Consider the following 15,325-nt stretch of genomic DNA (forward strand, 5'->3'; position numbering starts at 1 on the left):
CGATCACGCCCTGAAACCGATCATGGCGTGATGAAGCCCTGGGTTCGGCGTATCATGACGCCCCTTCGCGTCAGTCTGGATTCGAGCGACCCATGACCCTGCAATTTCCTACCATTGCCGACTGCATTGGCAATACCCCCCTGGTACGCCTGCAACGCCTGGGCGGCGACACCAGCAACACCCTGCTGGTCAAGCTGGAAGGCAACAACCCGGCCGGTTCGGTCAAGGACCGCCCGGCGTTGTCGATGATCGATCGCGCCGAACTGCGTGGTGCCATCGTGCCCGGCGATACCCTGATCGAGGCGACCAGCGGCAACACCGGCATCGCCCTGGCCATGGCCGCGGCGATCAAGGGTTACAAGATGATCCTGATCATGCCGGACAACTCCACCGCCGAGCGCAAGTGGGCGATGACCGCCTATGGCGCCGAGCTGATCCTGGTCAGCAAGGAGGAGGGCATGGAAGGTGCGCGCGATCTGGCCGAAAAACTGCAGGCCGAAGGCCGCGGCAAGGTGCTCGACCAGTTCGCCAACGGCGACAACCCCGAGGCGCACTACAGCGGTACCGGCCCGGAGATCTGGCGCCAGACCGGCGGCACCATCACCCATTTCATTAGTTCCATGGGCACCACCGGTACCATCATGGGCACCTCGCGCTATCTCAAGGAGCAGAACCCGGCGATCCAGATCGTCGGCCTGCAGCCGCAGGAAGGCTCGGCCATTCCCGGCATCCGCCGCTGGCCCGAGGAATATCTGCCGAAGATCTATCAGGCCGAACGGGTCGACCAGGTGATGGACATGGGCCAGGCTGAGGCCGAGCACGTCATGCGTCGTCTGGCACGGGAAGAGGGCATCTTCTGCGGCGTGTCCTCCGGCGGCTCGGTGGCCGGCATGCTGCGCCTGTCGCAGCAGGTGGAAAACGCGGTGCTGGTGGCGATCATCTGCGACCGCGGCGACCGCTACCTGTCCACCGGCATTTACCAAGAACCGGCGCACTGATGGCCAGACGCAGCTCCAACCTGCGCTTTCAGCCCAGCGGCGGCAGTCGCGCGGCGCAGGTTCCGGTCGGCAAGAAGCAGAAGCTCGCCATTGAGCGTCTGGCCGGCGACGGCCGCGGTATCGCCTTCGAAGGCGGGCGCACCTGGTTCGTCAGCGGCGCCCTGGCCGGTGAGCAGGTCGAGGCGCGGGTGCTCAGCGCCCGCAGCCAAACCATCGAAGCGCGCGCCGAACGCATCATTACCGCCAGTAGCGAGCGCCGAGAGGCGCCTTGCATTCATGCCGACCGCTGCGGCGGTTGCAACCTCCAGCACATGCCGCATGCCGAGCAGCTTGCCCTGAAACAGCGCACGCTGGCCGAGCAGCTGTCCCGTCTGGGCGGTATCCAACCAGACGAGTGGGCAGCGCCGTTGACGGGCCCAGAGCTGGGTTACCGCCGCCGTGCGCGCGTCGCCGTGCGCTGGGATGCCAAGGCGCGCCAGCTGCAGGTTGGCTTCCGTGCTGAAGCCAGCCAGGACATCGTCGCCATCGATGAGTGCCCTGTGCTGGTACAGCCCTTGCAGCCTATTTTTAACGCCTTGCCGGCGTTGCTGCGCAGCCTGGAAAAACCACAGGCAGTTGGCCACGTCGAGCTATTCAGCGGCACGGCCGAAGCGTTGCTGCTGCGCCACACCATCGCGCTGATAGAGGCTGATCTGAACCGCCTGCGCATGTTCTGCCTTGAGCACCGCGCGCAGCTGTGGCTGCAGGGCGAAGGCCAGCCCGAGCCGGACGATCCGTCCGCCGAGTTGGGCTTCGAGTTGCAGCGCTGGCAACTGCAACTGGCCTACCGTCCGGGTGATTTCGTACAGGTCAATGGTCTGGTCAACGAGGCCATGGTCGCTCAGGCGCTAGACTGGTTGGCAGTGCAGCCTGGCGAGCGGGTGCTGGATCTGTTCTGCGGCCTGGGCAACTTCGCCCTGCCGTTGGCCCGTCAGGCGGCTGAAGTGGTGGCCGTGGAAGGCGTCGAGGCGATGGTTCAGCGCGCGGCAGCCAACGCGCGAAACAATGGTTTGGGCAATGCGCACTTTTATCGTGCCGACCTGTCCAACCCGCTGGCCAATGAGGCCTGGGCGCGTGGTGGTTTCGCTGCGGTGCTGCTCGACCCGCCGCGCGACGGGGCGCTGGAGGTGGTACGTGGGATGGGTGAGCTGGGCGCGCGGCGTCTGGTCTATGTATCCTGCAACCCGACCACGCTGGCGCGCGACGCCGCCGAGTTGGCGCAGCAGGGCTATCGCCTGCGCCGTGCCGGGATTCTCGACATGTTCGCGCAAACGGCGCATGTCGAGGCGATGGCACTGTTCGAGAAACCCGAGGCTTAGGTCTGGGCAAAGCGGTACGTTCGGTACCGCAGGGGTGTGCAGGATGCGCATCCTTTCAGTTAATCCGACCGGCTCAGAGAAGGCCGGCGACTGCTCGGTGTGATCTATACGCACCGTAGGGAAGGTAAGACGATGGTTCAGGTGAGAGCGCATCAGCCGATCAACGATGACGGCAGCATCAACCTCGAGGCCTGGTTGGATCATGTCACCCGCGTCGATCCGGCGTTGGATCGTCAGGCCCTGCACGAGGCCTGTGAATTCGCCCGCGATCTGGAGCAGCAGGCCAACACCACCGAGCATCACTGGAGCGAGGGCGCGTCGACATTCCGCGCCGGCCTCGACATCGCGGAAATTCTCGCCGATCTCAAGCTCGATCAGGATTCGCTGGTTGCGGCGATCATTTATCGCGGCGTACGCGAGGGCAAGATCACCCTGGCCGCGGTGCACCAGCGTTTCGGCCCGGTGGTGGCCAAGCTGATCGAAGGCGTGCTGCGCATGGCGGCGATCAGCGCCAGTATCAACCCGCGCGAGTCGGTAGTGGTCGGCTCGCAGACGCAGGTGGAGAACCTGCGCAAGATGCTCGTGGCCATGGTCGACGACGTGCGTGTGGCACTGATCAAGCTGGCCGAGCGCACCTGTGCCATCCGCGCGGTCAAGGAAGCCGACGAAGAGAAGCGCCAGCGCGTCGCGCGCGAGGTGTTCGACATTTATGCGCCGCTGGCCCACCGCCTTGGCATCGGCCATATCAAGTGGGAGCTGGAGGACCTGTCCTTCCGCTACCTGGAGCCGGAGCAGTACAAGCAGATCGCCAAGCTGCTGCACGAGCGTCGCCTGGACCGCGAGCAGTACATCAACGACGCCATGGACCATTTGCGCCAGGAGCTGGAAGCCACCGGCATCAAGGCCGACATCAGCGGCCGGGCGAAACACATCTATTCGATCTGGCGCAAGATGCAGCGCAAGGGCCTGCAGTTCAGCCAGATCTACGACGTACGCGCGGTGCGTGTGCTGGTGCCGGAGGTGCGCGACTGCTACACCACCCTGGGTATCGTGCACACCCTGTGGCGGCACATTCCCAAGGAGTTCGACGACTACATCGCCAACCCCAAGGAGAACGGCTACCGCTCGCTGCACACCGCCGTGCTCGGCCCGGAAGGCAAGGTGCTGGAAGTGCAGATCCGCACCCACGCCATGCACGAAGAGGCCGAGCTGGGCGTCTGTGCGCACTGGCGCTACAAGGGCACCGACGTCAAATCCGGCTCCAACCACTACGAAGAAAAGATTTCCTGGCTGCGCCAGGTCATCGAGTGGCACGAGGAACTGGGCGATATCGGCGGCCTGGCCGAGCAGCTGCGCGTCGATATCGAGCCCGACCGGGTCTACGTCTTCACCCCCGACGGCCACGCCATCGACTTGCCCAAAGGCGCGACGCCGCTGGATTTCGCCTACCGCGTGCACACCGAGATCGGCCACAACTGCCGTGGCGCCAAGATCAACGGGCGTATCGTACCGCTGACCTACAGCCTGCAGACCGGCGAGCAGGTGGAGATCATCACCAGCAAGCAGGGCTCGCCAAGCCGCGACTGGCTCAACCCCAACCTGGGCTACGTCACCACCAGCCGCGCGCGGGCCAAGATCGTCCACTGGTTCAAGCTGCAGGATCGCGACCAGAACGTCGCCGCCGGCAAACAGCTGCTCGAGCGCGAGCTGGCGCGCATGGCTCTGGTGGGTGCTGACTTCGACAAGCTGGCCGAGAAGGCCAACCTGAAGACTGCCGAAGACCTGTTCGCGGCCCTGGGCGCTGGCGACGTGCGCCTGGCCCATGCGGTCAACCTGGCGCAGCAACTGGTCGAGCCGGAGCGCGGCAACGAGCAGCTCGAGTTGATCCCGCGCAAGGCGCAGGGCTTCAAGCCGGGCAAACGTGGCGATATCCAGATCCAGGGCGTCGGCAACCTGCTGACGCAGATGGCCGGCTGCTGCCAGCCGCTGCCGGGCGACCCTATCGTCGGTTACATCACCCTTGGTCGGGGCGTCACCATTCACCGTCAGGATTGCCCCACGGCACTGCAGCAGACCGCGCGCGAGCCGGAGCGGATGATCCAGGTGAGCTGGGGGCCGGTGCCGGTGCAGACCTACCCGGTGGAGATCGTCATCAAGGCCTACGACCGTTCCGGCCTGCTGCGTGACGTCACCCAGGTGCTGCTCAATGAGAAGCTCAACGTGCTGGCGGTCAATACGCGTTCTGACAAGGAGGACAACACCGCCTCCATGTCGATCACCGTGGAGATTCCCGGCCTCGATGCGCTCGGCCGTCTGCTGGCGCGTATCGGCCAGTTGCCCAATATCATCGAGGCGCGTCGCCACCGCGTCAGTTGAACGGCAAGCAATCGTAGCCCGGATGCAATCCGGGGCGTGTGACGAGGCATTCCCTACCTCTCCAAGGAGTTCCATGTACCAACTCGATGACCTGCTGCACCTGATGGCACGCCTGCGCGATCCGCAACACGGCTGCCCGTGGGACCTCAAGCAGAGCTACGCGAGCATCGTGCCCTACACCCTGGAGGAGGCTTACGAAGTCGCCGATGCCATCGAACGCGGCGATTTCGATCACCTGCCCGGCGAGCTGGGGGACCTGCTGTTCCAAGTGGTCTATTACAGCCAACTGGCCCGCGAGGAGGGGCGCTTCGACTTCGCCAAGGTGGTCGACGGCATCACCGCCAAGCTGATCCGCCGCCACCCGCACGTATTTCCCGACGGTGATCTGTACGGCGCACCGGATGCGGCAAAGCTGGAGGAGGCCGCGGTCAAGCAGCGCTGGGAAGAACTCAAGGCGCAGGAGCGCGCCGACAAGGCCGCGGTCCCTGAGCAGCTGTCCCTGCTAGACGATGTACCCAGCGCACTGCCGGCGCTTTCGCGCGCCGCCAAGTTGCAAAAGCGCGCAGCCCAGGTCGGCTTCGACTGGCCTGAGGCGCTGCCGGTGGTGGACAAGGTGCGCGAAGAGTTGGACGAAGTGCTCGAAGCCATGAGCGAGAACGATGCCGAGGCGGTGGCCGAGGAAATTGGCGATCTGCTGTTCGTGGTGACCAACCTGGCGCGGCACCTGAAAGTCGACCCGGAAGCCGCGCTGCGCGCAGCCAATGGCAAGTTCGAACGACGTTTTCGCTTCATCGAGCAAGGCGTGCGTGAGGCCGGGCGCAGCCTGGACAGCTGCTCGCTGGAGGAGCTTGACGCCCTCTGGGGCGAGGCGAAGAAGCAGGAGAAGATGTAGCCCGGATGAAATCCGGGAAATGGCTGGCTAGTCGCTCCCGAATTTCATCCGGGCTACGAGGGCCGCATCGTGCCCCGATTCGGGCTGGAGCCGCTGCGCCTTAGCCCTTATGCTGGGCGCCTTGGACTGGCAGCGCGAATCTGCGTGGCTGCCGCAACAACATCATGTTCGGGATCTTTAGTCATGGGTCTTTCCCTGCGCGACCAGCTGCTCAAAGCCGGCCTGGTCAACGAAAAACAGGCCAAGCAGGTTGGCAAACAGCAGCAGAAGCAGAAGCGTCTGGCGCACAAGGGGCAGGCCGAACTGGACGACAGCGCGCGCCAGGCGGCGCTGCAGGCCCAGGCCGAGAAGGCTGCACGCGACCAGGAACTGAACCGCCAGCAGCAGGAAAAGGCCGAGCAGAAAGCCCGTATGGCGCAGATCAAGCAACTGATCGAGCGTTCGCGCCTGCCCAAGCTCGATGGCGAGGACTACTACAACTTCGTCGACGACAAGAAGGTCAAGCGCCTGCCGGTCAACACCATGGTGCGCAACAAGCTGTCCAACGGCTGGCTGGCCATCGTTCGCCATGGTGGCGGTTATGAAATTATTCCGCGCGAGGCGGCGTTGAAGATCCAGGAACGCGATGCCTCGCGCATCGTCCTGCTCAATACCCATGTCGAAGAGCCGGATGCCGACGATCCTTACGCGGCCTATCAGATCCCTGACGACCTGATGTGGTGACGCTGCGTTACTGAGCGCTGCGCTGCATGCACCGCAACTGATCGTGGTGCGTCGCGCTCAGCAGCGCTTGCCGCCCAATAGCACCCGGCCGAAGCTGGCGCCGGCGTCCTGTGGGGTGATCGCCAGCAGGCGATCCATGCGCAGGCGCTGTTGGCCATCGCTCGTGTGCACCAAAAGAAACTCCTCCTTGCTCGCCGTGGTTTCCGTGGACAGGGCCTGGCCCTGCAGGTGGGAACCGTCGACCAGTTCGATATCCAGTTGATAGCGGTGCATGCAGGCGATCTCGAGATAGTCGTAGAGGTCGCAGGCCAGGGGTTGGTAGTCGTCCATCGAGTTATCCTCCGAGATCGTTAGAGCCTAGCCGACTGTTTTTCGGATAGACAAAAAACGCCGCAACCCGGTACCGGTGTTGCGGCGCTTTATTTTCGGCGTGGAGCTTACATCAGCGGGATGGTGTAGCTGACGATCAGACGGTTTTCGTCCAGGTCGCCGATGCTCGCATTTGAGCGCACCATTGCGTTACGCCAGCGCACACCCAGGTTCTTCAGTGGGCCTTCCTGGATGATGTAGCTGATATCGACGTCGCGTTCCCATTCCTTGCCGCTGGCGCCACCTACGCCATCGAAGCCGTCGCCGGTGACGTAGCGTACGAAAGCCGTCAGGCCTGGGATGCCATAGCTGGCGAAGTTGACGTCATAACGTGCCTGCCAGGATTTCTCGTCCTTGCGGGTGAAGTCGAGAATCTGCAGGTAGTTGACGATGTAGGGGTCGGTTTCGGCCAGGAAGGGGAAGGCATTGTCGCCACCGACCTTCTGATAGCCCACGCGGAAGGTGTGCGCGCCAATGCCGGCCCAGAGGTTGACCGAGGTGAGATCGTTATCGAGATTGCCGCCGAGTTTGCGACCGTTGTCCTGGGAGTCGAAATAAGCCAGGTTGGCGCCCAGTTTCCAGTCGCCGATCGGCTGTACATGGATCAGGTTGTACAGTTTCTGATCGTAGATGTCTTCCAGCTCGCCGTACCACAGGCCGACGGTGGTGTTGCCGCCGTTGAACTTGTAGTCGCCGCCGGCGAAATTGTAGCGATCGCTCTCGCCGCCGACGTTGGTGGCGGTGATGTCCTGGCTATTGGTGGAATTGCGGAAATTCACTTCGCGCAGTTGGCCGCCGTTGAGCGTCAAGCCGTCGATTTCCTGCGAGGTGATCATGCCGCCGTTGAATACTTGCGGCAGCAGGCGCGAGTCGCCTGAGGAGACGACCGGCAGCTTGGGCATCAAGCCGCCGACTTTGCCCACGGTCTTGGACAGGCGCACCTTGACCGCGCCGGTGGCTTCGGAGTACTCGTCAGGCCCTTCGTTGCCGAAACCATTGGGCAGCAGGTTGGTACCGGCGCGCTCGTCCGAGGAGTCGAGTTTCAACCCCAGGCCGGCATAGGCATCCAGACCAAAACCCACGGTGCCTTCGGTAAAGCCGGACTCGGCCTTGAAAATGAAGCCCTGCGCCCATTCCTCGCGCTTGGACTGGGCGACGCCCGGGTCGCGCAGATCGCGATTCATATAGAAGTTGCGCAGTTCCAGAGTGGCTTTGCTGTCGCCAATGAAATCAGCCTGTGCCAGGGTTGGCAGGGTCAGGCTGGCGCCCAGCGTGGCGAGGGCCACGGCGCGGGCGAGGGGAGTCTTGCTCATTATTGTTGTCTCCTCGTTGTTATTAGCAGGCTGGCCACAATGTGACCGGCCAGTTACGGCGCGATGAAATAAAGCATCTGGATTGCGAGTCGACTGTAAGACTTTAGTCTGGCGCGTTTGCAAGCGAAGCCGTGGCCTGGCAGACCTACGCTCTAGGACGTGGCTTTGGGGGTTATCGGCTGGTGGCCATCGATCGGAAAAATAAGCGCTCGCGGCCAATGAGACTGAGAAAAAACGGCAGCCGTTGGTCGATAAAGGTTAAAGCTAGTCTTCTTTCGGCCGTTAAGTTCGGCAGATAACCTATTCGGGTACCTAGCCATGAATCTTCTGAGCTCACTCAATTCCGCCGCGTCCCGCGCTGCGCAATCCGGCCAGTCCATGGCGGCGCGCAACAATGCTGCCGACGCCCAGGCCACCCTGGCCAACCGCCTTGCCGAGAAGCTGGGCGTGCCGCCGGGTTCGCTCTCCGGATCACGTGATGACTACACCCCGGAGAAAGTAGCCGGGCGGATCATCGACTTCATCGAGCAGCGCCTGCAGAGCGAGGCGGCCGCTGGCGCTGATCCGGCCAAGCTGGACAAGCTGCTGTCCCAGGCGCGCGACGGTGTGGAGAAGGGCTTCGCCGAGGCGCGCAAGATCATCGATGGCATGGGCGCGCTCAAGGGCCAGGTGGCCAGCGATATCGACGATACCTACAAGCGCATTCAGGACGGCCTTGGCGATCTCGACAAGCGCTTCGGCAGTGCGGCTTCTTCCGCTTCCGACAAGGTTGCCCTGGCGGGTTACAGCGAGCGCTTCAGCGCAGTGGCCGAGACGTTCGACCTGTCCGTCACCACACGCGATGGCGATCGTCTGCGCATTTCCGTGGCGCAGGCTTCGGCCAATTGGTCGCAGAGCAGCTTCGCTGCCGCCAGCGATGGCAATTCCACGACGGTCTCCGGTAGCAGCCAGTCCGGAAGCATGCGCATCGGCGGCTGGCAAGTGGAAGTCGAGGGCGAGCTGGATGATGACGAGGTCAAGGCGCTGGAGAAACTCTTCAGTCAGGTGCAGGACCTCTCCGACAAGTTCTATGCGGGTGATCTGGCTGGCGCCTTCGACCGCGCCATGGCGCTGGATATCGACAGCGAGCAATTGGCGTCGATGTCCCTGCGTCTGACCCAGACCAGCGTGCGTCAGGCCACCGATGCCTACGGTGCGGTGGCCGGGCAGGGCGCCAGCGCGGTCAATGGTGGGCTGCAGGAATATGCCCAGGGGCTGCTCGATGCGCTGCGCAGTGCCGACGGCCTGAGCAAGGATGCCGGTGGCCTGCTCAAGGATCTGCTCAAGGGCGGCTTCTCGCTCGATGATCGCTTCGACCAGGCGCGTCTGGACAAGGCCGACAGCCTCAACCGCAGCCTGCTGGACGGCTTGCAATCGCTGCTCGCCGATCAGGCCGGCAAGGATGTCGACGCGAGCTGATCCAGGCCGGTGCTAAACTGCGCACCTTGCTGACAGTGAGGTGCGCTTATGACACCGGAATGCCAACTTTTCGGAACCCTGGGATGTCACCTCTGCGAGGTGGCCGAGGCGTTGTTGATGCCCTTCGTCGAGAATGGCCTGCTGGTCGAGTTGATCGACATTGCCGAGCACGAAGGGATGGTCGAGCAGTACGGTTTGCGTATTCCGGTACTGCGCCGTTGCGATACCGGCAGCGAGCTGAACTGGCCATTCGATGCCGAGCAGGTGGTGGTCTTTCTGAGCTGAAAGGCCGATGCCGACAAATCGCAGGCAATAAAAAACCCGCCGGTTAAGGCGGGTTTTTGATTTGGTCGAGAGACAGGATTCTAACGTCGCTTCCAACCTGCTGTTGTATAAGCGTTTTTCGGTTGTTCTATTTTTGCGGCATACCAATAGGCATACCAATTTGTTTTTCCCTGTCTCCTTTTCTGACGAACGGTAGGAAAGCCAGAGGCTCAGCCAACCTCGCGCTGTTGATCTTCCGCCAGCCGGCGTTCGTGTTGCACAGCTCCCCGGGCATCGCCCGTGGCGTAGAGGATTTTGCTGCAGATCTGGCGCATGTCCCCGCCAGCGAGCAGATCTGCTACCAGCATATCGATCTGGTCAAACGCGACGGTGGCAACGGTCGCGGTGTCGATGATGCTGATTAGAAGTCCTTCGCGCGATTCCATAACTGTTCCCTAGGCTTATCTCTCTATTGGTATAACGCGCTGAACGCCGTTTTTAACGGCCGGCAGAAAAAATGCTCAGTTCCCGCGTTGAGATACCAGCCTATAGCCATCTTCAAATATGCAACCCCTATCTAGATTGGGCATTGCGGGCAGCTATGTCTGCGGACTATCGTCGGAATCAACCGTATCCAGGCAGCGCGCGACGATCTTCGCCGCTGGCGTGATGACCATGCTGAGGTTTACCGCCTCCTGCCGTTCGCGCAGGGCGCCGCGCGACTCCGACCAGCCCGGTAGCTGGGCAATCGTGTCGCAGGTGGCCATCTGCGGGATGCACACGGCCATGTACGCCTCCCAGCTATCCTGGGGCGGGTTCTCTGCAGGGTTCTCGACGTGGTAGCCGAGGGCGCGCAGGCGGGCGGCTTCGGCGTGAAACGCGGGATAGTTGAATGCCGGGAGCCCAGTCATTGGCCCGCTGAGGTACAGGCGCTGCATTGGTGCAGTTGCGGGTGACTTCGAGGGCACCACATTGGCGCCCTTGACGTACTCGGTGCAGATCACGATCACGTCGGTGCCGTCCTGGCTATGGATCGGCATCTTCTCGAAGGGTAGCGCGCTGCAGTCCTCCCAGAGCTTGGTGCAGGCGCGGCAGCGGCCGGCTTTGGGTTGGTGGTTCATGATCTGCTGGCCTCCATAACGACAACCGGGTCGTACCACTCAGCGCAGAACAGCACGCGGGCGCGAACGAAGTCGCCGACCATGTTGCCGGCAGCCGTGCTCTGGGCGCGGTGCTTCTGCTTGAACTCGCCGCCGACCTGCGTCCACTTGCGCTCGAAGCGGCGGCGAACCTGGGCGATGTAGAAGCCTTGAGGGGCGTGGATGTGCACGGTGCTCATTTGCCACCCACCGCAGTCAGTTCCAGACCTTGCTGAACTGCTGGACTTTCCTGTTCGAGTTGCAGCAGCTTTTCGTAGGCTTCTGGATGCTGCTTATCGAACGCCGGCAGTCGATCGCTTGCGACCCACTGCCCTGGTACTGATCCCTTCTGCAGCCAGGCGGTTGGCCCCTGCGTCCAGATGGTTGAACTGATACCGTGTTCGGTGATCTGTTTGGCGGTGATGAATCCTTGGCGACGGAGTTGGATCAGAACCTTCAACGCCGCCTCTTTCCAAGGCGTGAAACGCAGCGGGGCAGGCACGCCGGCCGGAACGTCAGGCACGACAATAGGCACCTTGCAACGCTCGACCGGGTTCCAGTCGTCCAGTTGTGGCTGCCAGGCGAAACCACGGCGCATCCAGCCATCAAGCTGAAAATCAGGGAAGTACTCATAGTCGCGTGGGAAGTCACGTTTCGTGAGTCGCTGATTCATGTAGGGCTTGAGCACGGCAACGCCGAGCGCTTCGAGCATCTTCACGATGCCAAGGCTGGCTTCGGTGATATCGCCGACGATCACCATGCGGTGATCAGGGCCAGGGGCACCACAGCGAATCGCCCATGCGTCCGGCAGAATCTGGTCGGCGACCTTGGCGTTCAGTTTCAACTTCGCCTCGACACCGATCTGCCGGCCGTCATCGTGCACAACCAGTACATCAAACCCTGCTGTTTCCGGGTAGCATGTCCAGCCGGGCAAGGCGTTGAACTGCTCGATGAATGCCGCGCAAAGATCGGCCTCGGTGCCGGAAAAGGTGCGCTTGCTCATGGCTGTTGCTCCTTCTTGCTGAAAACATGGATGGCCGTGCTGTAGCCCATGGCGAGCGAGCCGAGCCAGATAGAGCTGAGCATCCCCAGGAGGATCAGGATGCCGACGAACTGGTGGTGCCCCGGTGCGATGGTGTCCGTGTACACAACCGCGCCTGCAGAGGTCAGGGTCACCATGGTGGCGATGGTCAGCAGGAAGATCAGGAAGGTGCGGCAACTCATGGCTGCTGCTCCTGCTGTGCCGGCGCAATGCGGCGCGGCTCGTCGAGCATTGGAAGCCAACCGATAGGCTCGCCCTTGCCTTGGGTGAAGTGGTCATGCGACCAGCACCATCCGGCGAACTGCCAGCGATCCTCACCGTCGTTTTCGAAGTTGTTGGCGCCGATGGTTGGCGCCTGGTCGGCGTCCTCGGTTGCGTGCTCGGTGAACTCGACGAGTAGGCGAACCAGCGTGCCGTCACGCGGCGCGGTGGCCATGTCTCGCCAGCGTGGGTCGTGATCTTCCTGGGCGCCGCAAGCGGTGCAGACCAGCAGGTGCTGGCCGTCGTCAGTCCATTCATGATCGCAGGTGGCGGCAGTAGTAACCTGCTGGTTTACAACTGCAGGTGCTGCGGCTTCGGCGTTCTTCTTGTCCAGCGCCTCGCGCAGGCTGGCAACTTGCTCGGTCAGTTCTTCCGCCAGAATTTCGAAATGCTCGAACGGAGAGTAGGGCGAGGGGATGACGTTGACGGTGATGGGGATTTCGGGGAAGCGCTCTTTGCAGAGTGCGATCAGGCTGGCCGCTTGCTTCTCGGCTTCTTCCTTGGAAATCATCGGGTGCACTTCGTTGGGGCCTACGCTGTGCATGGCCCACAGTTCCGGCTGAGCCTCGGCCAGTATCTCTTTCACGAAGGCGACCAGGCGATCTTTCTCGACGCGCTCCAGTTGGTCGCCGAACTCGACCACGTCGAGCAGCTTGGTCAGCGCCTGGCGCGTGATCTCGATGATCGGCTCGCATGGCTCGGGCGTCATGCCGAGCATCATTGCGGAATGGATCGGGTCGATGGGCTCCATCGCTTCGACCATTACCGGGCATTCAGCAGTGGTGTGATCAGTCGCACCAGGGCAGTTAACGCATTGCTTGTTCATGGTTCACCTCGCGGGTGTGGAATAATCGTTGTCTGGCCTGGCCGGCGGCATCGGGCAGGGAAGTCCGGCCGGGCTGGTTTCAGGTTTTGGGTTGCTGCAGCGCAAGCAGGTGCACACAACGACCCGAAGGCCGGTGGTGCGGCAGTAGATAGGGGCGTTCATGCGCTCACCTGCTGAACCTGATTCCAGGCGCCGACCAGATCGAATATCCGGTAGGCCTGTTCTTCGGTGAGTGATACCTGGGCGGGGATGGCGATCCATCCCGACCCGATCAGGTGGCGCGGATTGCAGGTGGCGCGCTGGTCAAGCACGCACGTTTCGATCACGTCAGTCAGGTGTGCGGCCAGATAGTTGCCATCGGGCATGGCCTCGATGCTCTTCATGTACCGATTGCCAGACCAATCCACGCAAAGGCCGGCGACGTAGATCGTCCAGCGATGCGGGATATCGCAGAGAGCGTTGGCCACCTGGCGCCCGGGCGGTATGCGCTTGGCCAACTTCCAGTTGACCATGCCCTGCCAGCCGCTCGGGCTGATGCATACCACTGCAACGTGGTTGCTGCTCAAGATGGCGCGGCAGGATCGCTCGAGCCGGGCGCGCGGGTTGTTGGGCTTGCGGCGTTTCATGCTTGCGGCACCTCGGCGACGCTCAGCCCGACCGCTACCGGGCGCACCCATACAGGCATGTTGCTGAGCATGAAGGTCTCGCCTTGGGCGGCCAGCAACAGGGTGGTGCCCATGACGTTGGCGATGGCCTCGGCTGCTGCCGGCGGCACGGCGTTGCCGATGCGCTCGCTCCAGTCCTTGTCGCTCAGGCCGTCCAGAATCAGTTGCTCTTCCGGGTCGACCAGGCTCTGCAGCGCTGCCTTCTCCAGCGTGGTGAACGGGCGGTGCCAGGTGCCGTCGATGCTGCGGATGATGCAGGTCAGGCGGTCATTGGCTGCCGGGATGCGCGGATCTGCGACGCTGAAGCGGCCGCTGTCGTAGCGCGAGCTGGCGGCGATCGCGCCGCAGCTCTGGTCGAATGGGATAACGCCGTAATGCCCGCCGGTGAGGTAGTTGTCGCCCTTACCGCGGTGCAGGATGCGGGGATCGGCCACGGACTGCTGGCCGCCTTGCACGCCCTTGCCGCCGGCGATGATGGTGCCGGCCGGCTGGTCGAACGGAACTACTCGGTAGTTGCCGCTGTGACGGTTCCAGTTAGGGCGCGGATCGGCAACGCTGAAGGTGCCCTGGCCTGGCATGGTCTGCCCGGGGATGGTCGGCGACGACTCGTCCCAGCGGATGACGCCGAACTGCTGGCCGTGATTCCAGTTGGCCGCCTGGCGGTACCTGGGATCGGCGACCGAGAAGGCGCCATTGGTGGGGCTGCTGCGACCGGCGATGGTGCCGCTGGTATCGTCCCAGCCGTGCACACCCAGGTACCCGCTGCGGTATTCCGGCACGATGATCAGATCACGAAGGCGACCATCCTCGATCGCCAGTTCATTGAGGCTGCGCCAGTCGCTGCCGGCGCGCACCAGGGCAAGGCGTACCCAGGTCTGCCACTGCAGCGACGGTACGCGGTGCATCGGGCCCGCTGCCTCGATATCACCTGGCAACGGCATGCGGCCGAGGATATCGCCGACGGCGCGCAGGCTCTTCTTCTCCGGCTCGTACAGGAAGGGTGGAACCTTCTCGACGTGGCGCGCTACCAGCAGGAAGCGCTTACGCGATTGGGCCAGGCCGCCGAGCTCGCCACAGTCGTGGGTGGTTTCGGCGACCGCGTAGCCGAAGTGGCTCAGCAGGCTGTTGATCTGGTCCAGCAGGTGCCGGCCGCGGGTGGCCAGGCGCGGCACGTTCTCGAAGACGATGAGCGGCACCGGGTCATTCTTCCAGGCCTCGCCCATCAGCCAGATGCAGCGCAGGGTCAGTTCGTTCAGCGCCTGGTACTTTGGGGTCTGGCTCATTTTCTCGGAGAGCAGGCCGCTGGCGCCCTTGCACGGGCTGCTGATGAACACCGCGTCGGGGCGCTTGTTCTGCGCAGCGCGGCGTACGTCGTCGGCCGAGGCCTCGCGCCAACCTGCAGGTGGCTCAGCACCATGAAAGCGGGTGTACTGGTCGCGGGTGAACAGATCCATCAGCGTGCCAGGCACGCCGGCCAGCTTCTCGAAGTCGCGCAGGCCTGCCGGGTCAACGTCGATGCCGCCCAGGCACTCCCAGCGCGCCTGTACGTTGCCGACTACCGGGCGGGCGCGGTTGAAGCCCTTGGCGCCGCCGCCCAGGCCGCAGCAGAAATGAAAGTGGTGCAGGGTTTGCTGGATCATT

Annotated in this window: 17 protein-coding genes; 7 read left to right on the forward strand and 10 right to left on the reverse strand. The window is 63.1% G+C overall.

Annotation, left to right across the window (positions count from 1 at the left end; translation table 11 throughout):
- The first annotated feature begins 92 nt into the window (after nt 1-92).
- The 5 genes from cysM to B2U07_RS21365 all read left to right on the forward strand — a co-directional run bounded on the left by cysM (nt 93) and on the right by B2U07_RS21365 (nt 6,347).
- Nucleotides 93-998 carry a cysteine synthase CysM gene (cysM, locus tag B2U07_RS21345; RefSeq protein ID WP_197856700.1) on the forward strand — a complete coding sequence of 302 codons (906 nt, stop codon included), beginning with the start codon at nt 93-95 and terminating at the stop codon, nt 996-998.
- Nucleotides 998-2,356: a 23S rRNA (uracil(1939)-C(5))-methyltransferase RlmD gene (rlmD, locus tag B2U07_RS21350; protein WP_275546190.1), complete on the forward strand. Its 1,359-nt coding sequence runs from the start codon at nt 998-1,000 to the stop codon at nt 2,354-2,356. Before cysM ends, rlmD begins: the two co-directional genes overlap by 1 nt.
- Nucleotides 2,357-2,488: 132 nt before the next feature.
- Nucleotides 2,489-4,732, forward strand: a complete 2,244-nt coding sequence (relA, locus tag B2U07_RS21355) for a GTP diphosphokinase (RefSeq protein WP_197856698.1) — start codon at nt 2,489-2,491, stop codon at nt 4,730-4,732.
- Nucleotides 4,733-4,805: 73 nt separating this feature from the next.
- Nucleotides 4,806-5,624 carry a nucleoside triphosphate pyrophosphohydrolase gene (mazG, locus tag B2U07_RS21360; protein ID WP_275546189.1) on the forward strand — a complete coding sequence of 273 codons (819 nt, stop codon included), beginning with the start codon at nt 4,806-4,808 and terminating at the stop codon, nt 5,622-5,624.
- A gap of 183 nt (nt 5,625-5,807) precedes the next feature.
- Nucleotides 5,808-6,347, forward strand: coding sequence for a DUF2058 domain-containing protein (locus B2U07_RS21365; protein WP_275546188.1), 540 nt, complete (start codon nt 5,808-5,810; stop codon nt 6,345-6,347).
- Between the two features lie 57 nt (nt 6,348-6,404).
- Here the strand turns inward: B2U07_RS21365 and B2U07_RS21370 are convergent, their stop codons facing one another.
- A complete protein-coding gene (locus B2U07_RS21370) occupies nt 6,405-6,677 on the reverse strand; it encodes a Rho-binding antiterminator (protein WP_197856695.1) in 273 nt (90 codons plus the stop codon).
- A 107-nt stretch (nt 6,678-6,784) separates the two neighbouring features.
- Entirely contained in the window at nt 6,785-8,029 is a 1,245-nt protein-coding gene (locus B2U07_RS21375; RefSeq protein WP_275546187.1) for an OprD family porin, read from the reverse strand.
- A gap of 318 nt (nt 8,030-8,347) precedes the next feature.
- Here B2U07_RS21375 and B2U07_RS21380 point away from each other — a divergent pair, with 318 nt between their 5' ends.
- On the forward strand, nt 8,348-9,487 hold the full coding sequence (locus tag B2U07_RS21380) for a DUF5610 domain-containing protein (protein ID WP_275546186.1): 1,140 nt from the start codon (nt 8,348-8,350) through the stop codon (nt 9,485-9,487).
- A gap of 48 nt (nt 9,488-9,535) precedes the next feature.
- Nucleotides 9,536-9,772 (forward strand): glutaredoxin family protein, encoded by a 237-nt coding sequence (locus B2U07_RS21385; RefSeq protein ID WP_197856692.1) that lies wholly within the window; start codon nt 9,536-9,538, stop codon nt 9,770-9,772.
- A 209-nt stretch (nt 9,773-9,981) separates the two neighbouring features.
- Here the strand turns inward: B2U07_RS21385 and B2U07_RS21390 are convergent, their stop codons facing one another.
- The 8 genes from B2U07_RS21390 to B2U07_RS21425 all read right to left on the reverse strand — a co-directional run bounded on the left by B2U07_RS21390 (nt 9,982) and on the right by B2U07_RS21425 (nt 15,324).
- The gene (locus B2U07_RS21390; RefSeq protein WP_125878787.1) at nt 9,982-10,197 is read right to left on the reverse strand and encodes a hypothetical protein; all 216 of its coding nucleotides are present in this window, start codon (nt 10,195-10,197) and stop codon (nt 9,982-9,984) included.
- Nucleotides 10,198-10,350: 153 nt separating this feature from the next.
- The gene (locus B2U07_RS21395) at nt 10,351-10,872 is read right to left on the reverse strand and encodes a DUF4406 domain-containing protein (RefSeq protein WP_296277771.1); all 522 of its coding nucleotides are present in this window, start codon (nt 10,870-10,872) and stop codon (nt 10,351-10,353) included.
- Complete coding sequence (locus B2U07_RS21400) at nt 10,869-11,090, reverse strand: hypothetical protein (protein ID WP_296277773.1); 222 nt, start codon at nt 11,088-11,090, stop codon at nt 10,869-10,871. The genes B2U07_RS21395 and B2U07_RS21400 overlap by 4 nt, the downstream gene beginning before the upstream one ends.
- Nucleotides 11,087-11,893 carry a hypothetical protein gene (locus B2U07_RS21405; RefSeq protein WP_296277775.1) on the reverse strand — a complete coding sequence of 269 codons (807 nt, stop codon included), beginning with the start codon at nt 11,891-11,893 and terminating at the stop codon, nt 11,087-11,089. The genes B2U07_RS21400 and B2U07_RS21405 overlap by 4 nt, the downstream gene beginning before the upstream one ends.
- Nucleotides 11,890-12,114, reverse strand: a complete 225-nt coding sequence (locus B2U07_RS21410) for a hypothetical protein (protein ID WP_296277777.1) — start codon at nt 12,112-12,114, stop codon at nt 11,890-11,892. Before B2U07_RS21410 ends, B2U07_RS21405 begins: the two co-directional genes overlap by 4 nt.
- A complete protein-coding gene (locus B2U07_RS21415) occupies nt 12,111-13,019 on the reverse strand; it encodes a hypothetical protein (protein WP_296277778.1) in 909 nt (302 codons plus the stop codon). Before B2U07_RS21415 ends, B2U07_RS21410 begins: the two co-directional genes overlap by 4 nt.
- A 158-nt stretch (nt 13,020-13,177) precedes the next feature.
- Nucleotides 13,178-13,645, reverse strand: coding sequence for a hypothetical protein (locus tag B2U07_RS21420; protein ID WP_296277780.1), 468 nt, complete (start codon nt 13,643-13,645; stop codon nt 13,178-13,180).
- Nucleotides 13,642-15,324, reverse strand: a complete 1,683-nt coding sequence (locus B2U07_RS21425; protein ID WP_296277782.1) for a DNA cytosine methyltransferase — start codon at nt 15,322-15,324, stop codon at nt 13,642-13,644. Before B2U07_RS21425 ends, B2U07_RS21420 begins: the two co-directional genes overlap by 4 nt.
- Nucleotide 15,325 lies beyond the last annotated feature (1 nt).

This window comes from Pseudomonas sp. UBA7530 (genome assembly GCF_002479365.1).
Lineage (GTDB): Bacteria > Pseudomonadota > Gammaproteobacteria > Pseudomonadales > Pseudomonadaceae > Aquipseudomonas.